We start from the raw sequence: 23,641 nt of genomic DNA on the forward strand, positions 1-23,641 counted from the left end.
TCAATTCGTCGTGCGATGGTGGTGGCTGGAAACAAACTGCTTGAAGCGCTCTGACTTGAGCTCGCCGAATACTTCGTCGGGCGTGCCGTCCGCTTCCACCTCGCCTTGATGCAGGAACATCACGCGGTTCGACACGTGACGCGCGAAGCCCATCTCGTGCGTGACCACCAGCATGGTGCGGCCCTCTTCGGCAAGCGAGCGCATCACCCGCAGCACTTCGCCGACCAGTTCCGGATCGAGCGCCGAGGTGGGCTCGTCGAACAGCATGACTTTCGGATGCATGGCGAGCGCGCGCGCAATCGCCACACGTTGCTGCTGGCCGCCAGAGAGATGCGCCGGATAGTGGCCGCGCTTTTCCGCGAGTCCCACCTTGGCGAGCAAGCCTTCGGCCTCCTCCACTGCTTCGGCGCGGCTGCGCTTTTGCACGCGCATCGGACCTTCGATCAGGTTCTCGAGCACCGTCATGTGCGACCACAGGTTGAAGTTCTGGAACACCATGCCGAGTTGCGAGCGCACGCGGTCCACCTGACGGCGGTCGCTCGGTTGCAGCTTGCCGTCGCCACGGCGCTTCATCTTGAGTTCCTCGCCTGCGAGCGCGACCGTCCCGTCATCCGGCGTCTCCAGCAGGTTCAGGCAACGCAGAAACGTGCTCTTGCCCGAGCCGCTTGCGCCGAGAATCGAGATCACGTCGCCCTGATGAGCGTCGAGCGAAATGCCCTTCAGCACGTGATGGTCGCCGAACGACTTGTGAATGTTCCTGACCGACAATGCAACGGGTGCCGTAGCGTTCATGTGATTCTCCAGAATGTGCAGAAGGCCTGAGAGGTCCGGGATAGCAGCCGCTCAGGGCGCGGCACGACGGGCTTCGGTGGTGGCGGAAACCGCGCGTTCTTTCGGCGCGACCGGCGCGGCGCGCAGATGGCGCGACAGACGCACTTCGAGCAGACCGAGCAGACGCACGATGACGAAATTCAGGAACAGGTAGATGAGTGCCGCGCAGATAAACACTTCAGTAGTCCGATAGGTCTGCTGGATGATCTGCTGCGCGACGCCCGTCACTTCCCACACGGTGACGAGGCTCGCGAGTGCCGTGGATTTGACGAGCAACACCGCTTCGGTCGAATACGCCGGCAGGCACTGGCGCAACGCGATCGGCCCGATCACGCGGCGCAGCAGTGCGAAACCCGACAGGCCGATTGAATAGCCGGCCTCGATCTGACCGACCGGCACGGCCATCAGACCGCCGCGAATGATTTCCGCGGTGTAGCCCGCGGTACAGAGCGCGAGCGACAACACTGCGCACATATAGGGCTCGCGCAGCACGGGCCACAGAAAGCTCTCGCGGATCACGCCGAACTGGCCCAGCCCGTAGTACACGAGGAACATCTGGATCAAGAGCGGCGAGCCGCGAAACACGAGGATGTAGGCGCGCGCGAAGCGGTTCGGCAACCAGTGCGGCGACACGCGCATCGTGACGATCACGAGCGATAGCAGCCCACCCAGTACCAGCGAACAGAAGAACAGGCCGAGTGTGGTCGGCACGGCGGCCAGCAACTGGCGCAGCGTGTCGAACAGAAAATCGTAGTCGATATGCATGGTGGAACCTCGCTCGTCAGTTGCGCGCGAAATTGCGGCGGAAGGAGCGGCCCACGCGCGCTTCGGCGTGGTTGAAAATGCGGTTGGAGATGCTCGTCATCAGCAGATACAACGCGCCGCCCACCACGAAGAAGGTGAAATACTGGTGCGTCGACCCGGCGGCCACCTGGCTCACGCGCAACAATTCCGCGAGCCCCGTGACCGAGATCAGCGCCGAGTCTTTCAGGCTCAGTTGCCACACGTTGCCGATGCCCGGCAGCGCGAAACGCAGCACTTGCGGGATCAGGATGCGGCGCGCCGTGGTGAGCGTGGACATGCCGATTGAACGCGCGGCTTCCAGTTCACCGCGCGACACGGCGAGCACTGCCGCACGGTAGACCTCGGCCTGATAGGCGCCTGAGATCATGCCCACGGCAAGCGCGCCGATCACGAAGGGCGGCACGCCCACGAAGCCATCGGCGCCGAACCACTGGCCCACCGTGGTGACGAGCGTCGAGCCGCCGAAATAGAACAGGTAAATGACGAGGAGTTCGGGCACGCCGCGAAACACGGTCGTATAGAAATCGCCGATCACACGCAGCGTACGCCAGCGCGACAGTTTCGCCGCCGCCACCAGCCCGCCGAACACCGCACCCACGGCGAGCGCCGCGAGCGTCAGCGCGACGGTCATCAAGGCGGCCAGCAGCAGCACGCCGCCCCAGCCGTCCGGCCCGAAGCCGAACATCCCGATCAGAGCCATTTCCTACCCCTCATCCAAACGTTGCATCACACAGCCGGCGCTGCGCGGCGTTCGCCGCGCGCGCCCATCTCAAGCCGAATGGCCTGGATGCTCAAGGCGTGACGTCGGTCTTGAACCACTTTTCGGAGAGCTTCTTCACCGTGCCGTCGGCCAGCGCGGCGCTGATCGCGGTGTCGAACTTCGCTTTCAGATCGGCGTCCTGCTTGCGGAATGCGAGGCCTTCACCCGGACCCCAGATCGGGCCGCCAATCTTCGGTCCGGCCATCACGATGGAGGCCGTTTCCTTCTTGTCGGTGTTGGCCGCGTAGTAGGTCACGTCGTCGAACGAGGCGTCGATGCGGCCGTTGGCCAGATCCAGATCACGCTCCGGCGAGGTCTTGTACACGCGGATGGTGGCGACGTCCTTGAAGCCGTCGTTGATGAACTTCGTGTAGACCGTGCCCGACTGAATGCCGATGGTCTTGCCCTTCAGTTCCTTACGCAGCGAATCCACGGTCGGCTGGTCCGTCTTCGGATCGCCCGTCAGCTTGAGGACCGCGCTGGTGGGACCGGCCTTCGGCAGCACCTTGGTGTCCGTCACCGCGAAGGTGGCCGGCGTGGCGGCGTAAGGACGCGAGAAAGCGATGATCTTTTCGCGCTCAGGCGTGATGGAGATGGCATCCATCAGCACGTCGAACTTGCCTGCCTGCAAACCGGGAATCATGCCGTCCCAGTCTTGCGCGACCAGGTTGCATTGCAACTGGATGCGCGCACACAGGTTCGCCACCAGTTCCGGCTCGAAGCCACCCAGCTTGCCGCCGGGCAGTGTCAGATTCCACGGTGCGTAACCGCCTTCCAAGGCGATCGTCACGGTTTTCCAGTCTTTTGCCTGTACCGGTGCTGCGAAAATGGTCGCGGCGCCGAGGACAGCGCCCATCAATGCCTTCGCCAACGTAGTGCGCTTTACCTTCACGTGGAAACTCCTTTGATTGAGGAAATGCCATCCTGCACGCCGAGCGATTTTGCTCACTCGTCTGAATTGACTAGACAAGTCTGCATGAGCAAAAAAATCGTCGCAAGCAAATTCTCAAAATATCGGGAAAACTCGGGGTAAGCCCTATCTATCAAGGCTTTCAAAGGAGTAACCCGCGCCGCTGACGCACACAGATGAAGCGCATTGCGTGCCAAGGCGGTGCATTTTGTCTAGACAGGTGCGCGCTCAGATGAGGCGAGACAGCCGGAACTGGCGGACCGTGCGAGAGGTGAAATCGAGGCACGGGAGACGGGCCGCTGACATGGCAGCAGACGCACCGGGTGCCCGGTTACGGGCGGCGGAAACTCGTTGAGTGGGCAACCGCGGTGATCGACCACGAGCCTGCCCGACCGCCCGCGGAAAATCCGTTACATACCGCCTTTGAGCGCCGAACTCGCCACCGACGGCACGCTGATGCCGTGACTCGACGCAAACTGCACCGCCTGGCTCAGCGTGGACATCAACGACTGCAACTGGCCCGGCGCGGATTGCGCGATATAGGACGCGGCCTGGGCGTTCTGCGGATTCATGCCGGACTGTAAGAGCGAACTCGGATTCATCTGCCCCGCGCCGCCCAGGCTCGACTTCAGGCTCGAGTACTGGCTCACGCCCTTGCCGAGCGAGGAAAGTCCGTCGGAGAAGGCCGCCTTGTCGACCGGCGTGGACGAGCCGCCGCTGCCGCTACGCGCCGCAAACGCCTGCGTGAGCGATTGGGAGACCGACTGCTGCGCACTGCCCACCTGGGTGAGCTGGCTGACCGAAGGCGTGCCGCCACTCAGCAGACCTTGCGCCTGTTGCGCCTGCCCGGCCGCGCTGCCGAGGCCCATCGCCGAGGCGAGGCTCGACTGCCCGCTCAGCACCTGCTGATTCGCGCCGACGTAGTTCTGCAGCAGCGACGACGCCCCGCCGGACGCGGCCGTGGCGCCATTGGCCGACGAGTCGCCGCCGCCAATGCCGAGCTTCGGCAGACTGAGTTGCGCGTACGACACGCCGCTCGCCAGCAGACCTGCGCTGGCGAGCACTGAAAGAATGAGCTTGCGGTGATTCATGAGCGTCTCTCCTGACAATGACCTTGCGGGCAATCGTGCATGTAGACAGTGCATCCCGGATGGCGTTCGGGTAAAAGACGCCGAATGTCTACGCGGCCCGCCCGGTGGACGCCGCAAATTTCCGCACCCCTGATGCACCGACTAAACGCGCCCCGTCATTCACTTTAGTCTGAAGTTTGACGATTCGCGAACCCTGCTTATTCATTACGTTTAGTTTAATTTTTATTTACGTTTTTTCTGTATCAAGCGCAATTCCGTAAAAAAGCGAATTACAGGGCAGTAATATTGTTGCGAATCGTTCTCATTTGTATTGACGCACCTATTCAGCATGCGTACGATCTTGGCATTACTGCATGAGGCGTCGCGAACCGCTGCGGTATCCGCAGGCATGCTGGCCATGAACGCTCACGCGAGTGGCCCGATCAGTCGATACAACACAAACAAGGATTTCGATGAAGTTCGCCCAGCTCAGAGGATCCGCGCCTGGCGCGCTTCCCACGGAATATGCTACACCGCGCGGTCGCGCCGCACGCAAGCTGCGTCTGCCCACGGTGCGCCGCGTGGCACTGTGCACCGCCTTCGCCTGGGCCTCGATGACGGCCGCCACCGCGATGGCCGAAGCCAATCCCGATGCCAACCCCAACGACGCCCCTGAAGCCGACCTGAGCATTCAGGCCAAGCCGGCCGACCAGTGGACCGGCGTCTGGACGCGCGGCACGCTGCTTGGCGACATCGGCGGCATCCGGCCGTGGCTCGGCAAATACGGCATTACGTTCGGTCTGACTGAAACCAGCGAATATCTCTACAACACGCGCGGCGGCCTGAACACCGGCGGCACGTACGACGGCCTGACCACGGCCACCGTGCAGGTCGACACCAACAAGGCCTTCCATCTGCCGGGCGGTCTGTTCAACGTGAGCGCGCTGAACATCCACGGCCAGAATCTGAGCGCGGACAACCTCGGCACGCTGAACACGGCGAGCGGCATCGAAGCCGAGGACACCACGCGCCTGTGGGAGCTGTGGTACCAGCAGTCGTTCCTGAACAACAAGATGGACGTCAAGGTCGGTCAGCAGAGTCTCGACCAGGAGTTCATCGGCAGCCAGAGCGCGGCGCTGTTCGTCAATACGATGTTCGGCTGGCCGGCCCTGCCCTCGTACGACATGCCGTCGGGCGGTCCGGCTTACCCGCTCTCCGCACTCGGCGTGCGGGTGCGTGGCCAGGTCACGCCGTCGTTGACGGCATTGGCCGGTGTGTTCGACGGCGACCCGCTCGGCAACAACCCGGACAACATCAGCGGCACGAACTTCAACCTGCACAACGGCACGACGTATATCGGCGAGTTGCAGTATTCGATCAACCAGCCGGCCGACGGTGAAATGGTCGGCGTGGCGAGCAGCGGTCTGCCGGGCGTCTACAAGGTCGGCTTCTGGTACAACACCAACACCTTCCCGGATGGCGGCTTTGGCAGCCTGGGGCTGGCCAACGTCAACAACCCGACGCTGCATCACGGCAACTACAGCATCTACGCCGTGGCCGACCAGATGGTATGGCGTCCCGATCCGGACGAACCGCGCGCCATCAACGTGTTCGCCCGCGTGATGGGTGCGCCGAACGCGCAAAACGAAGTGAGCCTCGCCGCCAACCTCGGCGTCGTGATGAAGGCGCCGTTCCAGGGACGTGACAACGACAGCGTCGGGCTTGCGCTGACCTACATCAAGGTGGGCAGTTATCTGCACGATCTCGACGAGGCAACCGCAGCGTCCATTGGCGGACCGTACGGAGTCCGAACCAGTGAAACCACGCTGGAAGCGACCTATCAGTATCAGGTCACGCCGTGGTGGCAACTGCAGGCCGACGCGCAATACACGTTCAACGCCGGCGCCGGCCAGAACCCCGTGGACCCGACCCAGCCGCTGCGTAACACGTTCGTTATCGGCATGCGCACCAACATTACGTTCTGACCGCTCATTTCATCTGGACACCATGTTTTCAACTACGACAGTATTTAACGCTATGTGCGCAGCAACGGAGGCACAGGCATGAACACCCCGCAACGCACTTTCGCATCACGCGCAACGCGCGCCTTGCTGACGGCGGCTGGCGCCGTCACGCTGGTTGCAGCCGGTACGGCGCATGCCGATCCGCAAGGTTTCCTCGAGACCGTCCATCACCACACCACGCTGATCAACACGGTGCCGGACAACGGCGACCAGAATCCGTATGCGATCGTGGTCGCGCCGGTGTCCGCTGGCTCGGTGAAGAAAGACGATGTGCTGGTCGACAACTTCAATAACTCGACCAATCTGCAGGGCACGGGTAGCACGATCGTCGACTATCACCCTGACACCAAACAGATGACGCTGTTTGCAACGATTCCGCGCGATCTGAAGGAATGTCCGGGCGGCGTGGGCCTCTCTACCGCGATGACCATGCTGAAGTCGGGCTGGGTGATCGTCGGCAGCACGCCCAGCAACGACGGCACTACCGGCACCAAGGGCGCCGGCTGCCTGATCGTGCTGGACCCGCAAGGCAAGGTGACCTCGACCATCGTCAGCCCGAACATCAACGATCCGTGGGGCAACATGGCGGTGGTCGACAACGGCACCAGCGCCACGCTGTTCCTGAGTAACGCCGGCTTCGGGGTCGGCTCGGCCGCGGGCGAACCGCCGGTCTTCAAGCAGGCTACCGTGCTGCGTCTCGACCTCGACATTCCGGAAGGCAAGCCGCCGGTCGTGAAGAAGGAAACCGTGGTGGCAAGCGGCTACGGCGCGCAGGCCGACAAGGGCGTGTTCCTCGTCGGTCCGACCGGACTCGCGTTGTCCGGCGACCAGAAACTGCTTTATATTTCGGACGCCATCGGCAACCGCGTCAACGCCATCGAAGATCCGATGACGCGCGACACCAGCGCGGGCGTCGGCCGCCAGATCACCGCCGACGGACTGCTGCACCGTCCGCTCGCGATGGTGACGGCGCCGAACGGCCACCTGCTGGTGACCAACGCGCTGAATGGCCAGGTGGTCGAAATCGATCCGGAAAGCGGCAAGCAACTGTACGCACGCTGGATCGACACCGACAAGGCGCAGTCGCCCCCGGGCAACGGCGACCTGTTCGGCATCGTGATGACCCCGGCCGGCGATGGGTTCTACTATGTGCAGGATGACGTCAACACGCTGGTGCTGGCGAAGTAAGCAAGCTGGAGCAGAAGTAACATGGCAAACGACAACACTCCCCCCAAGCGGCCCACCCGCCGCGGCTTTCTGAAAGCGGGAGGCGCGGCGGTCGCAGCAGGCGCAAGCCTGGGCGCGGCCGGCGTCGCACAGGCCGCTGTCAAACCGCAGGCCCATGCCGACGATCCGTACCTCGCCGTCGAACCGTTCTTTGGCGAGCATCAGAGCGGCATCGTTACGCCGCAGCAGTCGCACATGTACGTCGCCGCGCTCGACCTCACCACCACCAAACGTGAGGACGTGATCGGCCTGCTGCGTACGTGGACCGATTCGGCCGCGCGCATGACGCAGGGCCAGCCGGCCGGCCCGCTGCCGGGTCCGGACGGCAAGGCGGCGCCCGACTCCGCCGACGTGCTCGGCCTCGGCGCCGCGGGTCTCACGATCACCTTCGGCTTCGGCCCGGGTCTCTTTACCTCCGACGGCAAGGACCGCTACGGTCTGGCGAATCGCCGTCCGGCGGCGCTGGTCGATCTGCCGCGCTTCAACGGCGATCAATTGATCCCTGAGAAGACTGGCGGCGACATCTACATTCAGGCCTGCGCAAACGACGCCCAGGTGGCATTCCACGCGGTGCGCCAACTGGTGCGCCAGTGCTACGGCGCGGCCACCATGCGCTGGGGTCAGGCCGGCTTCCTGTCGGGGCCGCGCGGTCAGACGCCGCGTAACCTGATGGGCTTCAAGGACGGCACCAACAATCCGTCCACGAAGAACCCCAAACTGATGAACCAGTTCGTCTGGGCGACCGGCGCGGATGCCCCGTGGATGCAAGGCGGTTCGTATGGCGTGGTGCGCCGTATCCGCATCACGCTCGAACACTGGGACATGACGGAAGCCGATTTCCAGGAGCAGGTGTTCGGCCGTCACAAGCTGAGCGGCGCGCCGATTGGCAGCAAGAACGAATTCGATCCGGTCGATCTCGCCGCCGAGGACAAGGACGGCAATCCGGTCATTCCGGAGAACTCGCACGTGCGTCTGTCTAATCAGGCGAACAACAACGGCGCGCAGATTCTGCGCCGCTCGTATTCGTACAACGACAGCACGAATTTCTACATCGAGCGCTGGCCGCCATGGCGCCAGGAAACGGAATACGACGCGGGTCTGATTTTCGTCGCCTATCAGGGCGACCCGCGTGCGGGCTTTATTCCGATCAACGAGAAGCTCTCGAAGTTCGACCTGATGAACCAGTTCACGACGCACGTCGGCAGCGCGGTGTTTGCCTGCCCGCCGGGCGCGCGTCCGGGTTCGTACATCGGAGCGGGGTTGTTCGAAACCTAAGCTCGCCTGGGTGCCGCCGTGGCACCCAGCCGTTCAGCAGCTTTCTACGGGACGCGCGGGGCTCGGCTCAGCCGCTAACAAAGTGGGCCGAACCGCCGGACAGACCCGCACCGCGAACGGCCTCGGCAAGAGGCCATGCGCGGCGTGCCGCGCACAACAAAAGATCACTACCATCACAAAAGGAATTCCGCACCATGACTCATTCCTGGCTTGGCACCCGTGTTCGTGCCGTGAGCAGCGCAGCCGCGCTCGTCCTGGCAACGCTCGGTTCCGTGCCCCTCGCCGCCCATGCAGCGTCGATCACGCTGTATAGCGCGCAGCACGAGCAGGTCGTCAACATGCTCGCCAAGGACTTCCAGCAGCAAACCGGCGTGTCCGTGAAGATCCGCACCGGCGAAGGTCCGGCACTGGCTGCCCAGATCGTCGCGGAAGGCACGAATTCCCCGGCTGATGTGTACTTCACGGAAAACTCGCCGGAACTGATGCTGCTCGAAGAAAAGGGCTTGCTCGGCAAGGTGGATGGCGCGACGCTCGCCGCCGTGCCGACGCGCTTCGATTCGCCGAGCGGTGCATGGGTGGGCGTGACGGCGCGTGAAAACGTGCTGGCCTACAACACCGCCAAGCTTCAGCCGGCGCAACTGCCGCAATCGCTGTTCGATCTGGCCAAGCCGGAATGGAAAGGCAAGGTTGGCATCGCGCCGAGCGATGGCGATTTCCTGCCGCTGGTGAGCGCCGTGATCGCCCTCAAGGGTGAAGCCGCTACGCTCGACTGGCTCAAGGGCCTGAAAGCCAACTCGCAGATCTTCGACGACGATGAAGGCGTGGTGGCCGCGGTGAATCGCGGCGCGGTGGAAACAGGCATCATCAACAACTACTACTGGGCCCGTCTGAATGCCGAGATCGGCAACGCGAAGACCCGCAGCGCGCTGTATCACTTCACCAATGGCGACGCAGGCGCGCTCGTCAACGTGTCGGGCGCAGCGGTGCTGAAGTCGGCGCACAACGAAGCCGATGCGCAGAAGTTCCTCGCCTACCTCGTCAGCGAACGCGCGCAGAACCTGCTGGCGAAGAGCCACGTGGACTTCGAGTACCCGCTGCATGCAGGTGTCGCGCCGGACCCGATTCTCAAGCCGTTCGCCGAACTGAGCCCGCCCTCGCTGACCGTGCAGCAACTCGGTGACGACAGCCAGGCTGGCAAGCTGCTGCGTCAGGCAGGTCTGCTGTAAATGAGCGACACCGTGTCCGCCGCAGTGCCGGCCTTAGCCTCTACCCCGGCACGCGCGCGCAAGCGCGCCCCACGAGGTGTGTTTGCGGCGGCCGCGGTGAGCGCCCTGCTGATCTTGCTGCCGCTCGCGTTCACCGTGTGGCGGGCAGCGAGCTTTGGTCTGTCGGACGCCATTGAACTGGTGTTCCGGCCGCTGGTCGGCGAACTGCTGGTCAACACGCTGACCATCACGATTGCTACCACGCTCGCCTCGGCCGTGATCGGCACGGCGGCCGCGTGGTTCGTCGAACGCACGCATTTGCCTGGACGCCGCTTCTGGGCCGTCGCAACGGCCGCGCCGCTCGCCATGCCGGCGTTCATCACGAGCTATGCGTGGGTGTCGTTCAGCCTGGATCTGCAGGACTTCAACGGCGCGTTGCTGGTTCTGACGTCCGCCTATTTCCCGCTGGTTTATCTGCCGGTGGCCGCTGCGTTGCGCAGCATGGACCCGGCCCTCGAAGAAAGCGCCCGCGCCCTCGGCTGCGGCCGCTGGAGCACGTTCGCCCGCGTGATCCTGCCGCAACTGCGCCCGGCCCTGCTGGGCGGCATGCTGCTGGTCGCGCTCGGGGTGATGTCCGAATTCGGCGCCTTCACGCTGCTGCGTTTTCGGACCTTCACCACGGAAATCTACGCCGAATATCGCACCAGTTTCGATGGGCCAGGCTCGTCGCTGCTGGCGTGTCTGTTGATCGTCATGTGTCTTGTCGTGCTCGCGTTCGAATTCCGCGTGCGCGGTGCAGCGCGTTATGAACGCGTCGATCGCGGCGCGCGCCGTGCGGTGCTGCGCTATGAGCTCGGGCCGTGGCGCTGGCTCGTGGTGGCGGGCTTCGCGGCGCTGACTGTCGCCACGCTGGGTGTACCGCTCGGCATGATCGGCTACTGGCTCACGCAACCGGGCGCGGCTGCCGTCACGCCAGCCGATGTCTCGCCCGAACTGCTGTTCAACGCCACCTTGTCCTCGCTCGGCTTCGGTCTCGCCGCCGCCGTGCTGACCACGCTGCTGGTGGTGCCGCTCGCGTTCCTGCTGGTGCGCTATCCAGGCCGTTTCGCGACGCTGTTCGAGCGCACGGTGTTTCTCGCCCAGGGCATCCCCGGCATCGTGATCGCGCTGGCCATCGTCTCGCTCGCGGTGCACGCGTTGCAGCCGCTCTATCAAAGCGCGACGTTGCTGGTGATTGCATATTCGATTCTGTTTCTGCCGCTGGCGCTGGTCAGCGTGCGCGCCGCGCTGATGCAGGCCCAGCAGCGTCTCGAAGAAACGGCGCGCGCCCTTGGGCTCGGCTGGGCGCAAACACTGGTGCGCGTGCTGCTGCCGCTGGCGGGCCCAGGTCTCGGCGCGGCGGCGTCGATGGTGTTCATTTCGGTCGTCACCGAACTCAACGCCACCTTGATGCTCTCCCCTATCGGCACCCAGACGCTCGCCACCCAGGTCTGGTCCGACACCTCGACGATGGCCTTTGCGGCCGCCGCGCCGTATGCTGCGCTACTGACCGGCATTTCGCTGCTGGCCTCCGGGCTGCTGTTCGCGCTGCTCGGCAGATCGGCCCTGCTCGGCGAGCGCGGTTAAGCTGCCGGGAGTCTGAAACCGGCGGCGCGAACCACTCGCGGCGCAACTTCCAGCGCGGCAACGCAAACAGCCCTGGCAATATCTCAGCGGATTTACATGAGCGAACTTCGTATTTGCGGCCTGCAGAAATCATTCGATGGCCACCCGGTGCTGCACGGCATCGATCTGTCCGTCGAACGCGGCACGCTGCTCGCCCTGCTCGGCCCGTCCGGCAGCGGCAAAACCACCTTGCTGCGCGTGCTGTGCGGCTTCGAGCGCGCGGACGGCGGCACGGTTGAAATCGACGGCCGGCGCGTGGCAGGCGATGGCCTGCACGTGCCCTCCGAACAGCGCCGCATCGGCTACGTGCCGCAGGAAGGCGCGCTGTTTCCGCATCTCTCGGTGGCAGACAACATCGTGTTCGGTCTGCCGCGCGCGCAGCGGCGCGCCCGTCATCGGGTGGCCGAACTGCTCGAACTGGTCGGCCTGCCCGCCCACTTCGGCGAGCGCGCGCCGCAACAGCTTTCCGGCGGACAGCAGCAGCGCGTCGCGCTGGCTCGTGCGCTCGCGCCGTCGCCGAGTCTGGTGATGCTCGACGAGCCGTTTTCCTCGCTCGACGCCGCGCTGCGGCTCGAAACGCGTCAGGCTGTCGCCGACGCGCTGGCGGCCGCGGGCGCGACCGCCGTGCTGGTGACGCACGATCAATCCGAAGCGCTTTCGATGGGACATGAAGTTGCCGTGCTGTGGCAAGGCAAGCTGATCCAGACCGCGACGCCCGAGGCACTGTACCGGCGTCCGGTCACGCGCGAACTGGCCTCGTTCATCGGCGAGGCGGTGTTGCTGCAAGGCGTGGCGGCGCGCGATCGCGTGAGCTGCGAACTCGGCGAATTGACGCTCTCCGCCCCCGCGCGGGACGGCGCCGTGGATGTGATGGTGCGCCCCGAACAGATTCGCCTGTGGCGCGCGGGTGAAACGGCACCCGACGACACCGCCGCCTTCGACGCCATCGTTCAGGACGTGATCTTCCAGGGGCAGGACGCGGGCGTCGCGCTGCAATTGCAGTCCGACGCGCGCACCGTTGTGCGGGCGCGTGTGCCGGGCTACCGCACGCCGCAGCCAGGCGAGCGCGTCAAGCTGGCCATCGACGGCGACGTCACAGCCTACGCGCGAGCCTGAGCCGCAGCGGCTTCGTCAGAAGGCCGCGTGAACCACTCCGTGAGCGCGTTCCGTCGGGCCGCTTCCTCACACCGCTCCATTAAATCGCGCCCTCAAACCGCCGCCGCAGTCGTCGCGGCGGCGCGCGTCTGCGGCCGGATAGAAAGATCCTGGATCATTTGCGCGGCCAGGTAATCGCAGGTGGGCCGGTCGGATTTGGCACTGCGCGCCACGACGATTTCCAGCGGCTCGATTTTCGGCAAACCCTGCGCCTCGCCAAGGATCGCCAGACGCGACGGTACGCTGCAACGCGTAAGCGCGATCACCGCGAGCCCCGCATCCACGGTTGCCACCAGCCCCAGCAGACTCGCGCTGCTATACGCCGCGCGGTAACGGATGCGCGCCGCGTCGAGCGCGGCCAGCGTGTGGCTGCGCGCCACGCAGCCCGGCTCATACAGCCCCACCGGTAACGGCGAGGCCGCCAGCACCGGCGGATCGTCCGACGCCCCCACCCACACCATCGGCTCGCTGCGCACGAACTCGCCGCGCAGCTTGCGATCGCGCGTGACGAAAGCGAGGTCGATCTTGTTGTCGGCCAGCATCGGCGCCAGCGCCGTGCTTTGCGCACAGACAATCTCGATCTCGACATGCGGATACAGGTTCGAAAAGCGCCGCAGCACGGGAGAAAGCAGCGCCGACACATAGTCGTCCGGCGCACCCAGCACCACCCGTCCGGTGACTTCGGGCCGCACGATGGCCGACCACGCCTCCTCGTGCAGATCGATCACGCGCCGCGCGTATTCGAGCAGCGTGTTACCGGGACGCGTGAGCGCGAGATTGCGCGTGTCGCGCGCGAACAACGTCGTGCCGAGCATGCTTTCGAGCCGCTTGATCTGCATGCTGACCGCGGCCTGCGAGCGATGCACCATCGTCGCCGCCTTCGTGAAGCTGCCTGTTTCCACGACCGCCACGAAGGTGCGCAGCAGATCGACATCGAATTCTGGATGCATGATTCATAAGCCCGGCTTATCGAATTTCTCAATTTTATTCGTTTGTAGCCGGACGGCAAGTCCGTGATACTCGACTCCGTCACTGTTCCGGAGCCGTCGCGCATGTCCCTCACCTCACGCCAACAAGGCGCCATCACCCTCGCCAGCGGCGGTTTGCTGATGGGTACGATCGGCATCTTCGTCGAGGAAGCGCGGCTCGGCGCAATGACGCTGGTGTTTTTCCGCTGCCTGTTCGGCTTCCTTTCGCTCGCTGGCTATTGCGCGTGGAAAGGCTATTTCAGGGCGCAGCGCTTCACGCCGCGCATGGTGGTGCTCGGCGTGCTGTCCGGCCTGTTGATGGTCACGCAATGGGTGTGGTTCTTCGACGCCATCCATCGCACCAGCATCGCGGTCGCCACCGTGATCTTTCACGTGCAGCCGTTCTGGGTCGTGTTGATTGGCGCCGCGCTCTTCAACGAACGGCTGGGCAGCGATCGCCTGTGCTGGATCGCGACGGCGTTTGCCGGACTCGTGCTCGCCTCGGGCGTGGCCACCACCGAAAACCTGCAAGGCCACGCGAACTATCTGTTCGGCGTGGGCGAGGCGTTGGCGGGTTCGGTGCTGTATGCAAGCGTCACGTTGATCGCGAAGAGCCTCGGTCAGCTACGCCCGCATCTGTTGACACTCATGCAGTGTGGAGTCGGCGTGATCTGTCTGTCGTTCATCGCGCCGCTCACTTCGCAGCACATCGCGCCTATGCAGTGGTTCTGGCTGGTCGGCATGGGCGTGCTGCATACCGGGCTGTCGTACGTGCTGATTTACGGCGCCTTGCCGAAACTCACCACGCCCGTGATCGCCGTGCTGCTGTTCGTGTATCCGTTGACGGCAATCGTGGTCGATGCCGTCGTCTACGGACGCGCCCTCTCGGCGCCGCAGCTCGCCGGCATGGTGCTGATCGTGGTGGCGAGCCTCGGCGTGAATCTGGGCTGGCCGCTGGTGTCGCTGCTGCGGCGGCACGGCAGGCATCTGCCCACCGAATAAGCTGCCGCCACGGCCGCCGCCCAACTCACTGCGGTAACACTTCGCCCTTCGTTTCCGGCGCGAACGGAATGATGAAGAGGCCCACGACGAATGCCAGCGCCGTCAACGCCACCGGAATCCCCAAGGTGTGCATATGAAGCACGGCCGCGCCGAGTAAAAAGTTGACGCCCGCGCCCACGAAGCGTCCAAACGACGTACAGAACGCGAACGCTGTAGCCCGTACCCGCGTTTCGAACTGCTCGGGCAGCCACAGGCTGAAGAGCGCGAAGTTGCCGCCGAAAAAGCCGAGCACGCACAGCCAGGCGATGAACGACACGAGTCCGTTGGGCATGTAGAAGGACCAGCCGAAGCTGCCCACGATCGCCACCGCCATCCCCGCAAAATAGATCGCCAGCGTCTTCCTGCGACCCAGCCGTTCCGCGAGCGGCGGCAGTGCGAGACAGCCGAGCACGGTCGAGATCGACAGCAAACCGGTCGCGATCGAGGCCGTTCTGACAGCATCCGCCTTGTTCATGCCAGCGCGCGTGGCCAACTGGATCACCGCCGACGGTTCATACACGGCGCCCGCCCACAAACCGATGATTGCAATGGTCAGCAGCGCGCACGCTACCCACGTGCGGCGACGGTACACGGGCCCGAGAATCTCGCGCAGCGGCTTGCGTTGCACGGTCTTGACGTCGGCCTTTTCGGCTTTCTGCCACTTCTCCGGTTCCTTCACGCGCAGCAGGATCAGAATGGCCACCACGACCGGCACCGCGCCCGTCAGGAACATGGCGCGCCAGCCGTAGTGCACGCCGATCGTGTAATTGAGCGCAGCGGCGAGGAAGAAGCCCGCGTAATAGCCGGTCTGCAGATAGCCCGCGCCCATCTTGCGGCGATCTTCCGGCCACGCTTCCGCCACGTATGTGCCGGCCAGCGCCCATTCACCGCCAATCCCCACCCCGGCAACGAAGCGGTAGATGGCGAGTTCCCAGACGTTGTGCGAAGTCGCCGAGAGACCGGTGAAGATCGCGAACGTGAAGATGGTGCCCGCCAGCACCTTGGTGCGCCCGAAGCGGTCGGCGAGCGGCCCCCAGATGAAGGAGAGTCCCCAGCCGATCAGGAACAGTGCGAACAGGATCGAGCCGGCCAGCCCGACATTGGCCGGCGTGGCCGCGTAGCCCGAGCGCGGCAGTAATTCGGTCAAGGCGGGAGTGAGCACGAGGGCGTAGATGAATGAATCCATCCCATCCAGGGTCCAGCCCGCCCAGGCGCCCCAGAAGCCAGCAATCTGCGAGCGGTTTAGCGGCGTGCGTAGCCGCGCAGCCCGCGCGCGGTCGGTAATCGAATTCATCGTGCTCCTCCGGTCCTACGGTTGGAATGCCTATCATGGACAACGGGACAGCTTGACTGCTACAGCACCAGCAAATTCGGGACCTTTATCTTCAGCAATAACGGGAAACCGCGAGGAAACCGCGGCCAACAGTGCGGCATCGGCGCGTATTTATCCCGCGCCTCCGGCGAGTACATCGCCAACCGATCACGCCCTTGATTTAACCCTTGCCGAAATTCGCTTCATTTCATATATAATATTTGAACTATGAGCGATGCAACAGATGGTTTTCCCTTAGGCGGCGCGCAAACCGCCCCCTTCCTGCCGGTGGCGGCGTCGCCGCGGGCCAGCACGTCACGCGTCATTGCGGACGCGCTGCGCACGGCGATTGTCGAAGGCACACTGGCGCCCGGCGCCCCGCTGCGGCAAGACGCCATTGCGCGGCATTTTTCGGTGAGCGCGATTCCGGTGCGCGAGGCGCTGCGTCAACTGGAAAGCGAAGGCTGGGCGCGCACCGCTGTGCACAAGGGCGCGACGGTCGCGCCGCTCTCGGCCGACGAAGCGCGGGAAATCTACGAAATCCGCTCGGCGCTCGAGAGTCTCGCCATTGGTCTCGCCATTCCGCTGCACACGGCGGCCACGCTGCGTCATGCGGAAACACTCTGCCGCGAAGCCGAAGCCGAACTGGACCCGTCGCTGTACGTCACGCGTAACGAGGCGTTTCATATGAGCCTCTATGCGCCGGCTGCACGGCCGCAACTCGCGGAGATGATCGCCACGCTGCACCGGCGCGGCGAGCGCTATCTGCGCCTCAAATTCGGCTTGCCTCTCTACAAGCACGAGTCCGACCAGGAACACGTGGCGTTGCTCGACGCCGTCCTGCGCCGCGACATTCCCACGGCTCGCTCACTGGTCACCGAGCATCTGCTCGGTACCGGCGACCTGCTGTTCCGTTTCCTGACTGAACGTGCGTCGGCCGAGGCCGCGCAAGTGAAGCAACGCAGACCGCGCGGCAGACCCGCGCGCACCACTTCGGGAGCTGAATCCGCCGATGAACCCTCAAGCTGAAGCCTCACCTACTGCCGCTAACGCACTCGCGGCGCGTTCATGGACCACGAAGCGCGACGAGAAAGCGCGGCGTCTCGCGCTTATCAAACCGTGGCTCGAAGACGGCGTGCTGCCCACCGCGCGCATCGTCGATGCGCTGGAAACGCTGATCCGTCCGGGCGATCGCGTCGCGCTGGAAGGCAACAACCAGAAGCAGGCCGACTTTCTGTCGCGCTCGTTTGCGAAGGTCGATCCGCACAAGATTCACGACGTGCATCTGCTGATTTCGAGCATTGGCCGCCCCGAGCATCTGACCTTGTTCGAACGCGGAATCGCCCATAAGGTCGATTTCGCCTTTGCCGGTCCGCAAAGCCTGCGGGTTGCGCAACTGCTCGAAGATGGTCAGCTCGAGATCGGCTCCATTTATACGTACGTCGAACTGTATGCGCGGATGTTTGTGGACCTGACGCCGAACGTCGCCCTGATCTGCGCGGAGAAAGCCGACCGGCACGGCAATCTCTACACCGGCCCGAACACCGAAGACACGCCCACCATTGCCGAGGCCGCCGCGTTCCGTCACGGCATCGTGATCGTGCAGGTCAACGAGATCGTCGATGAACTGCCGCGCGTGGATATTCCCGGCTCGTGGATCGACGTGGTCGTGCAGGCCGACCGGCCCTTCGCCGTGGAGCCGCTGTTCACGCGCGACCCGCGTCATATCGGCGACCTGCAGGTGCTCACCGCGATGATGACGATTCGCGGCATCTACGAAGCGTATGGAGTGACCTCGCTCAACCACGGTATCGGCTTCGATACGGCGGCGATCGAACTGCTCTTGCCCACTTATGGCGAGTCGCTCGGCCTGAAGGGCAAAATCTGCCGCAACTGGACGCTCAATCCACACCCCACGCTGATTCCCGCCATCGAATCGGGCTGGGTCGACAGCATCCATTGCTTTGGTAGCGAAGTGGGCATGGAGCGCTATATCGAGGCACGCCCTGACGTTTTCTTCACCGGCAGCGACGGCAGCCTGCGTTCGAACCGCGTGCTGTGCCAACTGGCCGGGCAATACGGCGTGGATCTGTTCATCGGTTCGACGCTGCAGATTGATGGCGACGGCAATTCGTCGACCGTCACACGGGGCCGGCTGGCCGGCTTCGGCGGCGCGCCGAACATGGGTCACGACCCGCGCGGACGTCGTCATTCGAGCGAAGCCTGGCTCAAGTTGCTGAGCGATCAAGGGCCGGTTTCGCGCGGCCAGAAACTCGTCGTGCAACTGGTCGAAACCTACAAGAAAGGCGGCGAGCCGACCTTCGTGGACGAACTCGACGCCGTGGCCGTAGGCACCAAGAGTCACATGCCCATCGCCCCGGTGATGATCTATGGCGACGACGTCAGCCATGTCGTCACGGAAGAAGGCATCGCGCATTTGCACAAGGCCGAGGGTGTCGACGAACGGCGCGCGGCGATTGCAGCCGTGGCCGGCGTCACGCCGATCGGTCTGCGTGCGAAGCCGGAAAAGACCGCCGAGCTGCGTCGGCGCGGCATCGTCGCGTATCCGGAAGACCTGGGCATCCGTCGCGGCGAGGCCAAGCGTTCGCTGCTGGCCGCGCGCAGCATCGACGATCTCGTGACGTGGTCGGGCGGTTTGTATGCGCCGCCCGCACGCTTCCGGAGCTGGTAATCATGGGGACTCCTGCGCTTATCACGCCATCCGGGCGGCGCGTTTTACGGCGTGCGGTAGCGTCGCGTGCTGGCGCGTCATCTGCGTCAACTGCGCCATGCGCGGCTGTGACCGCCGCGTCGCGTGCCGCCGCCCTTACCTTGTTGTCCGAATGCCGGAGCGAAGCTCGCCTCACGCGCAGCTATGACGATGCCACGCTCGCGCGGCTCGCCGTCACCGCGCTGATGGATGAAGTGCAGCTCACGCCTAAACCTGCGCTGGTGGATCGGCGCGGCAGCGGCGCGCACCGCGATCTCGATCTCGATCTCATGCTGCGCTCCGCGCATTCGCTCGAACCGACGTTCGCCGCGCTGGCGCGCGCCGCCCGTCACCGTGTCCCGTCCGCCACGCTGCGCGCCGAACTGGCGCAGATCGGCCGCGCCGGCGAACTGGCGATGATGCAGGCCACTGGCGGCAGCAATGCGCATCGCGGTGCAATCTGGATCGTCGGTTTGCTGGTCGCGGGCGCGGCGATGCAAGCCACCGAGCACGCAACGCCTGTGGATCATGCGGCCGCGATTTGCCAGCTCGCGGCGCAGATCGCCTGCTTTCCCGACCACTCCGCTGACCCGGCCGCGTCCGTCGACAGTCACGGCGAACGCGTACGCCAGCGTTATCAGGTGGGCGGCGCGCGCCAGCAGGCACAGGACGGCTTTCCCCACGTGATCGAGATCGGCCTGCCCGCGCTGCACGCAGCGCGGGCAGGCCACGTGCCGGAAGCCGCGGCCCGCCTCGATGCGCTGTTAGCCATCATGGCCTCGCTCGACGACACCTGCCTGCTGCATCGCGCGGGTCTCGCGGGTCTGCATGCGGGCAAGACGGGTGCGCGCCGCGTACTGGAATCCGGCGGCAGTTCGACCGCGTCCGGCGCTCTCGCGCTCGCCGAACTCGAGCGCGCGCTGCTGGCCCTCAACGCCTCTCCCGGCGGCTCGGCCGATCTGCTCGCCGCCACTCTTTTCATCGACATGCTGGTGCGTCACGACATCAGCGGGAGCCAAGCTTCATGGAACATCTGACCTTCGATTATCCGGCGCAGCGCGCCGTTACGAACCGTGCCCACGTGGGCGTGGTCGGCTCGGGCGACCTCGAGGTGCTGCTGTCGCCGGCTCAGGCGATGACCGCGAAAGTGGTCGTCAACACCAGTGTGGATGGCTACAGCCATATCTGGAAGAGCGTGCTGGACCGCTTCTTCACGCGCTACGACGGCGCCGCGCAGATCGAGATCAATGATTTCGGCGCCACGCCTGGCGTGGTCGCGTTGCGTCTTGCTGAAGCCGTCGAAGAAGCCGAACGGGGAGACACAGCATGAGCAGCGTCGCCACTCCCCAATCCACGCCGGTGCTGCATGACAGCTTTATCGAACTGTCCGCGCGTGAACGTGCGCGCACATTGCTCGATGCCGGCACTTTCCGCGAACTGCTCGGACCGTTCGACCGCATCGAATCGCCGTGGCTGCCGCTGCAAGGCATCGTCTGCCAGGCCGACGACGGTTGCGTGATCGCCCGCGGCACCATCGACGGCGAACCCGCTGTCGTCGCGGCGATCGAATCGGCGTTTCAGGGCGGCAGCATCGGCGAGGTGTCGGGCAGCAAGATCGCCGCCACGCTCGAACTCGCGTTGCGCGATTGCGAACGCGGCAAGCCGGTGCGTCCGGTGATCCTCTTCGAAACCGGCGGCGTGCGTTTGCAGGAAGCCAATCTCGGCCTCGCCGTGATCGCCGAGATGCAGGCCGCGATCGTCGCCCTGCGCCGGCACGTGCCGGTGGTCGGCGTGATTTCCGGCATGGTGGGCTGCTTCGGCGGCATGTCGCTCACCGCCGCGCTGTGCTCGTATCTGGTGGTGACGAAACAGGGACGTTTCGGCATGAACGGGCCGGAAGTGATCGAACAGGAAGCCGGTATCGAAGAACTGGATTCCAGCGACCGGCGTCGTGTGTGGCAACTGATTGGCGGCGAGCAGCGCGCAAAGACGGGACTCGCAGATCTTCTCGTCGAGGACGATCCGAAGGCGGTGCGTGCCGCGATTCAACGGGCCTTCGAGCAAGGCATTCCTGCCGCGCATCGTACCGAGCAGGTAGAGACGTACCTCGCGCTGCTCGCGCAGATGGATCCGGCCGACGTCACCCCTGAAACCATGCGCAACGTGTTCCATGCCAACACTGCGCTCGCATCGTCCAAGGAGGCCGTATGAGCGACACGACCCACTCCACCACGCTCAGCCGCGGCGCGCGCTGGTTCCGCGCCCTCGCCGGCGAGCCTGTCAGCGCCGCGCCGGTGTGGAGCGGCGACGCCGCGCTCGGCAATGAAACCGCGCGCTTTATCACCGTGGTGCCCGACCCGCACAACCGCTTTCCGCGCGCCGTCGACAACGTGGTTGGCCTCGAACAGGGCTGGCAACTCGCCCGCGCCGTGCGCGAAGTGATTGCGCTCGATGAGAAGGCCAGCACGCGCCGTCCGATCGTGGCGATTGTCGACGTGAAGAGTCAGGCCTATGGCTACCGCGAAGAGACGCTTGGCGTTCACCTTGCGTGCGCGGCCGCCGTGGATGCTTACGCGACCGCACGCAACGCCGGCCATCCGGTGGTTGCGATGATCGTCGGGCCCGCCATGTCCGGCGCGTTTCTCGCACATGGCTACCAGGCCAACCGGATCGTCGCGCTGGATGCGCCCGGCACGATGGTGCATGCGATGGGCAAGGAAGCGGCCGCACGCGTGACGCGTCGTACGGTCGAAGCGCTCGAAGCACTCGGCGAAACCATCGTGCCGATGTCGTATTCGATGGCGTCGTTTGCCAAGCTCGGCCTGCTCGATGAATTGATCATGGGTGTCGACGCCGATGCGCCGACCGCCGCGCACATCGAAAACGTGCGCCAGGTGCTCAGCAATGCGGTACGCGGCGCTCGCGACGACAAGCCAGGTCTCGCGCGCCGTCTCGACTCTGAAATGGCGCAGAAGAACCGCGCGGCCTCCATCGAAGTGCGCCGGCGTCTCGCGCAGCAGTGGGACGCTGCGTAATGTCGCCAACGTGCGCCCCCGCGCCGTTCGACGCCAGCGCCGCGTTGTCCTGCGACACCCGCTGGCGGGCGCATGATCTGCTGCGTCTGCGTCGCCTGCCGCAACCGGAAGGCGAGCCCGAGTGGGTACGCTACGCCTTCGCGCGTGCGCCATTCGCGGTGGTGCGGCGCGCGCCGGCCGCGTTCGGTGTGGTGGCGGTGGGCATGCGCGGCGCGAATCGCGCGCAACGCTACGCCACATGGGCGGAAGCCGACGATATCGTGGAGATCATCTCCCCGGAAGATTTTGCTGCCAGCTGGCCGGCGGCGATTGGGCGCCGCGCACTGCCCGCGTTTGCCACGCTCGACGTATTGCGGCGCGAAGCGCTGACGCTGCGAGGATTTGCGTGGGGTCCCACGGGCAGCGCAGGCTTCGAACTGGCGACGCAAGTCCCCACGGTTAGCGTGACGAGCGATCTCGATCTATTGATCCGGACTCCAAACCATCTTTCACGCGACGAGGCCACGCAACTCTTTACCGAGCTGCAGGCTCACGCGTTGCGCGCCGGCAGCCGTGTCGACGTGCAACTCGAAACGCCCGCTGGTGGCGTCGCACTCGCCGAGTGGGCCTCCGGCAGAGCGCGCGTGATGGCACGTCATGCGCAAGGTCCACGGCTGCTCGCCGATCCGTGGGCGACTCAAGCCGGGCAGACGTGATGCTCGCGCTACAGTTTCCCGGCCAGGGCGCGCAATCCGCAGATTTTCTGCACCGTCTGCCGTCGCTCGAGGTGGTGCGCGATACCCTCGACGAAGCATCACAGGCCCTCGGCATTGATGTCCTGACACTCGATAGCGACGACGCGTTGCGCTCGACGGTCGCCGTGCAGATCGGGCTCGTGGTGGCAGGTGTTGCGAGCCTACGCGTGCTCGCCGGGGCGCAGCTCACGCCCGACGTAAGCGCGGGACTTTCCGTGGGTGCCTATGCCGCCGCGGTGAGTTGCGGCGCGCTGCAATTCGGCGACGCGCTGCGCATGGTGCGCAAGCGTGCGGAATTGATGGAAACGGCCTACCCCTCGGGATACGGCCTGGCCGCCATTTCCGGCTTGACCGAGCATCAACTGGAAAAGCTGGCCTTGGAGCAGGCGCAACAAGGTGACGGGCGCACTTATGTTGGCAACGTGAACGCGCCACGGCAGATCGTCATGGCCGGTTCCGACGCAGCGCTCGATGCGCTGATTGCCCGCGCACTCGCCACAGGGGCGCGCAAGGCGACGCGGCTCGCGGTGAACGTGCCGTCGCATTGCGAATTGCTCGCTGATGCCGCGGACGAACTGATCGACTATGCGCGTGACGTGCCTTTTCACGCGCCGCAAAGTCTCTACATCGGCAATCGCGGTGGCCGGCCATTGCATACGGCTGACGCCATCCGCACCGACCTCGCCACGAATATGCGCTACACCGTGCGCTGGTTCGACGCGCTCTCCGTGATGCTGGAAATCGGCGCGCAGGTTTTGTTCGAAGCGCCGCCGGGCCAGGTGTTGACCGATATCGTGCGCGAGCAATGGCCGGAGGTGACGGCGATTGCTGCGAGCAGTCTTGCGCCGGAGCGCTGGGCGGCGACGTTGCGTCGCCGGCTCGATGCGGCGGGGGGTGTGTAGTCGTGCTGCGGTG

Annotated in this window: 22 protein-coding genes; 15 read left to right on the forward strand and 7 right to left on the reverse strand. The window is 64.9% G+C overall.

Annotated features, from left to right (window positions below):
* From D0B32_RS30000 to D0B32_RS30020, 5 genes are all read right to left on the reverse strand, one after another.
* Positions 1–792: an ABC transporter ATP-binding protein gene (locus tag D0B32_RS30000; protein ID WP_117337967.1), complete on the reverse strand. Its 792-nt coding sequence runs from the start codon at positions 790–792 to the stop codon at positions 1–3.
* A 51-nt stretch (positions 793–843) separates the two neighbouring features.
* Positions 844–1,596 (reverse strand): ABC transporter permease, encoded by a 753-nt coding sequence (locus D0B32_RS30005; RefSeq protein ID WP_117337968.1) that lies wholly within the window; start codon positions 1,594–1,596, stop codon positions 844–846.
* A 16-nt stretch (positions 1,597–1,612) separates the two neighbouring features.
* On the reverse strand, positions 1,613–2,335 hold the full coding sequence (locus tag D0B32_RS30010; protein WP_117337969.1) for an ABC transporter permease: 723 nt from the start codon (positions 2,333–2,335) through the stop codon (positions 1,613–1,615).
* A gap of 91 nt (positions 2,336–2,426) precedes the next feature.
* Positions 2,427–3,251, reverse strand: coding sequence for a transporter substrate-binding domain-containing protein (locus tag D0B32_RS30015; protein WP_404935621.1), 825 nt, complete (start codon positions 3,249–3,251; stop codon positions 2,427–2,429).
* A 464-nt stretch (positions 3,252–3,715) separates the two neighbouring features.
* Positions 3,716–4,396, reverse strand: a complete 681-nt coding sequence (locus D0B32_RS30020) for a hypothetical protein (protein WP_117337971.1) — start codon at positions 4,394–4,396, stop codon at positions 3,716–3,718.
* A 452-nt stretch (positions 4,397–4,848) separates the two neighbouring features.
* Here D0B32_RS30020 and D0B32_RS30025 point away from each other — a divergent pair, with 452 nt between their 5' ends.
* The 6 genes from D0B32_RS30025 to D0B32_RS30050 all read left to right on the forward strand — a co-directional run bounded on the left by D0B32_RS30025 (position 4,849) and on the right by D0B32_RS30050 (position 12,887).
* Positions 4,849–6,360, forward strand: coding sequence for a carbohydrate porin (locus tag D0B32_RS30025; RefSeq protein WP_117337972.1), 1,512 nt, complete (start codon positions 4,849–4,851; stop codon positions 6,358–6,360).
* Between the two features lie 78 nt (positions 6,361–6,438).
* The gene (locus tag D0B32_RS30030; RefSeq protein WP_117337973.1) at positions 6,439–7,587 is read left to right on the forward strand and encodes a hypothetical protein; all 1,149 of its coding nucleotides are present in this window, start codon (positions 6,439–6,441) and stop codon (positions 7,585–7,587) included.
* Between the two features lie 21 nt (positions 7,588–7,608).
* Complete coding sequence (efeB, locus tag D0B32_RS30035; protein WP_117337974.1) at positions 7,609–8,901, forward strand: iron uptake transporter deferrochelatase/peroxidase subunit; 1,293 nt, start codon at positions 7,609–7,611, stop codon at positions 8,899–8,901.
* Between the two features lie 194 nt (positions 8,902–9,095).
* The gene (locus tag D0B32_RS30040) at positions 9,096–10,127 is read left to right on the forward strand and encodes an iron ABC transporter substrate-binding protein (protein ID WP_117337975.1); all 1,032 of its coding nucleotides are present in this window, start codon (positions 9,096–9,098) and stop codon (positions 10,125–10,127) included.
* Positions 10,128–11,732 carry an iron ABC transporter permease gene (locus D0B32_RS30045; protein WP_117337976.1) on the forward strand — a complete coding sequence of 535 codons (1,605 nt, stop codon included), beginning with the start codon at positions 10,128–10,130 and terminating at the stop codon, positions 11,730–11,732.
* A gap of 96 nt (positions 11,733–11,828) precedes the next feature.
* Entirely contained in the window at positions 11,829–12,887 is a 1,059-nt protein-coding gene (locus D0B32_RS30050; RefSeq protein WP_117337977.1) for an ABC transporter ATP-binding protein, read from the forward strand.
* A gap of 92 nt (positions 12,888–12,979) precedes the next feature.
* Here D0B32_RS30050 and D0B32_RS30055 read toward each other — a convergent pair whose 3' ends face one another.
* Positions 12,980–13,876: a LysR substrate-binding domain-containing protein gene (locus D0B32_RS30055; protein WP_117337978.1), complete on the reverse strand. Its 897-nt coding sequence runs from the start codon at positions 13,874–13,876 to the stop codon at positions 12,980–12,982.
* A 102-nt stretch (positions 13,877–13,978) separates the two neighbouring features.
* Between D0B32_RS30055 and D0B32_RS30060 the strand changes: the two genes are divergently transcribed.
* On the forward strand, positions 13,979–14,896 hold the full coding sequence (locus D0B32_RS30060) for a DMT family transporter (protein WP_117337979.1): 918 nt from the start codon (positions 13,979–13,981) through the stop codon (positions 14,894–14,896).
* 25 nt (positions 14,897–14,921) lie between these two features.
* Here the strand turns inward: D0B32_RS30060 and D0B32_RS30065 are convergent, their stop codons facing one another.
* A complete protein-coding gene (locus D0B32_RS30065; RefSeq protein WP_117337980.1) occupies positions 14,922–16,229 on the reverse strand; it encodes an MFS transporter in 1,308 nt (435 codons plus the stop codon).
* Between the two features lie 246 nt (positions 16,230–16,475).
* Here D0B32_RS30065 and D0B32_RS30070 point away from each other — a divergent pair, with 246 nt between their 5' ends.
* The 8 genes from D0B32_RS30070 to D0B32_RS30105 all read left to right on the forward strand — a co-directional run bounded on the left by D0B32_RS30070 (position 16,476) and on the right by D0B32_RS30105 (position 23,628).
* The gene (locus D0B32_RS30070) at positions 16,476–17,276 is read left to right on the forward strand and encodes a GntR family transcriptional regulator (RefSeq protein WP_117337981.1); all 801 of its coding nucleotides are present in this window, start codon (positions 16,476–16,478) and stop codon (positions 17,274–17,276) included.
* Entirely contained in the window at positions 17,260–18,939 is a 1,680-nt protein-coding gene (mdcA, locus tag D0B32_RS30075) for a malonate decarboxylase subunit alpha (protein ID WP_117337982.1), read from the forward strand. Before D0B32_RS30070 ends, mdcA begins: the two co-directional genes overlap by 17 nt.
* 107 nt (positions 18,940–19,046) lie before the next feature.
* Positions 19,047–19,994 (forward strand): triphosphoribosyl-dephospho-CoA synthase, encoded by a 948-nt coding sequence (locus tag D0B32_RS30080; RefSeq protein WP_259295217.1) that lies wholly within the window; start codon positions 19,047–19,049, stop codon positions 19,992–19,994.
* Positions 19,982–20,287: a malonate decarboxylase subunit delta gene (locus D0B32_RS30085; RefSeq protein ID WP_117337984.1), complete on the forward strand. Its 306-nt coding sequence runs from the start codon at positions 19,982–19,984 to the stop codon at positions 20,285–20,287. The genes D0B32_RS30080 and D0B32_RS30085 overlap by 13 nt, the downstream gene beginning before the upstream one ends.
* The gene (locus D0B32_RS30090; RefSeq protein WP_117337985.1) at positions 20,284–21,168 is read left to right on the forward strand and encodes a biotin-independent malonate decarboxylase subunit beta; all 885 of its coding nucleotides are present in this window, start codon (positions 20,284–20,286) and stop codon (positions 21,166–21,168) included. The genes D0B32_RS30085 and D0B32_RS30090 overlap by 4 nt, the downstream gene beginning before the upstream one ends.
* Entirely contained in the window at positions 21,165–21,992 is an 828-nt protein-coding gene (gene mdcE / locus D0B32_RS30095) for a biotin-independent malonate decarboxylase subunit gamma (protein WP_117337986.1), read from the forward strand. The genes D0B32_RS30090 and mdcE overlap by 4 nt, the downstream gene beginning before the upstream one ends.
* On the forward strand, positions 21,992–22,687 hold the full coding sequence (locus tag D0B32_RS30100) for a malonate decarboxylase holo-ACP synthase (RefSeq protein ID WP_117337987.1): 696 nt from the start codon (positions 21,992–21,994) through the stop codon (positions 22,685–22,687). Before mdcE ends, D0B32_RS30100 begins: the two co-directional genes overlap by 1 nt.
* Positions 22,687–23,628, forward strand: a complete 942-nt coding sequence (locus D0B32_RS30105; RefSeq protein ID WP_117337988.1) for an ACP S-malonyltransferase — start codon at positions 22,687–22,689, stop codon at positions 23,626–23,628. The genes D0B32_RS30100 and D0B32_RS30105 overlap by 1 nt, the downstream gene beginning before the upstream one ends.
* The last annotated feature ends 13 nt before the right edge of the window (positions 23,629–23,641 follow it).

The organism is Paraburkholderia sp. DHOC27, assembly GCF_003429005.1.
In the GTDB taxonomy this organism is placed as follows: Bacteria; Pseudomonadota; Gammaproteobacteria; order Burkholderiales; family Burkholderiaceae; genus Paraburkholderia.

Coding starts and splice junctions, on each gene's coding strand:
- D0B32_RS30015 (WP_404935621.1), bottom strand. CDS start 3,251: ATGGGCGCTGTCCTCGGCGCCGCGACCATTTTCGCAGCACCGGTACAG.
- D0B32_RS30105 (WP_117337988.1), top strand. CDS start 22,687: ATGCTCGCGCTACAGTTTCCCGGCCAGGGCGCGCAATCCGCAGATTTT.
- D0B32_RS30000 (WP_117337967.1), bottom strand. CDS start 792: ATGAACGCTACGGCACCCGTTGCATTGTCGGTCAGGAACATTCACAAG.
- D0B32_RS30085 (WP_117337984.1), top strand. CDS start 19,982: ATGGAACATCTGACCTTCGATTATCCGGCGCAGCGCGCCGTTACGAAC.
- D0B32_RS30100 (WP_117337987.1), top strand. CDS start 21,992: ATGTCGCCAACGTGCGCCCCCGCGCCGTTCGACGCCAGCGCCGCGTTG.
- D0B32_RS30065 (WP_117337980.1), bottom strand. CDS start 16,229: ATGAATTCGATTACCGACCGCGCGCGGGCTGCGCGGCTACGCACGCCG.
- D0B32_RS30030 (WP_117337973.1), top strand. CDS start 6,439: ATGAACACCCCGCAACGCACTTTCGCATCACGCGCAACGCGCGCCTTG.
- D0B32_RS30055 (WP_117337978.1), bottom strand. CDS start 13,876: ATGCATCCAGAATTCGATGTCGATCTGCTGCGCACCTTCGTGGCGGTC.
- D0B32_RS30070 (WP_117337981.1), top strand. CDS start 16,476: ATGAGCGATGCAACAGATGGTTTTCCCTTAGGCGGCGCGCAAACCGCC.
- D0B32_RS30040 (WP_117337975.1), top strand. CDS start 9,096: ATGACTCATTCCTGGCTTGGCACCCGTGTTCGTGCCGTGAGCAGCGCA.
- D0B32_RS30045 (WP_117337976.1), top strand. CDS start 10,128: ATGAGCGACACCGTGTCCGCCGCAGTGCCGGCCTTAGCCTCTACCCCG.
- D0B32_RS30025 (WP_117337972.1), top strand. CDS start 4,849: ATGAAGTTCGCCCAGCTCAGAGGATCCGCGCCTGGCGCGCTTCCCACG.
- D0B32_RS30090 (WP_117337985.1), top strand. CDS start 20,284: ATGAGCAGCGTCGCCACTCCCCAATCCACGCCGGTGCTGCATGACAGC.
- D0B32_RS30050 (WP_117337977.1), top strand. CDS start 11,829: ATGAGCGAACTTCGTATTTGCGGCCTGCAGAAATCATTCGATGGCCAC.
- mdcA (WP_117337982.1), top strand. CDS start 17,260: ATGAACCCTCAAGCTGAAGCCTCACCTACTGCCGCTAACGCACTCGCG.
- efeB (WP_117337974.1), top strand. CDS start 7,609: ATGGCAAACGACAACACTCCCCCCAAGCGGCCCACCCGCCGCGGCTTT.
- D0B32_RS30020 (WP_117337971.1), bottom strand. CDS start 4,396: ATGAATCACCGCAAGCTCATTCTTTCAGTGCTCGCCAGCGCAGGTCTG.
- mdcE (WP_117337986.1), top strand. CDS start 21,165: ATGAGCGACACGACCCACTCCACCACGCTCAGCCGCGGCGCGCGCTGG.
- D0B32_RS30005 (WP_117337968.1), bottom strand. CDS start 1,596: ATGCATATCGACTACGATTTTCTGTTCGACACGCTGCGCCAGTTGCTG.
- D0B32_RS30060 (WP_117337979.1), top strand. CDS start 13,979: ATGTCCCTCACCTCACGCCAACAAGGCGCCATCACCCTCGCCAGCGGC.
- D0B32_RS30010 (WP_117337969.1), bottom strand. CDS start 2,335: ATGGCTCTGATCGGGATGTTCGGCTTCGGGCCGGACGGCTGGGGCGGC.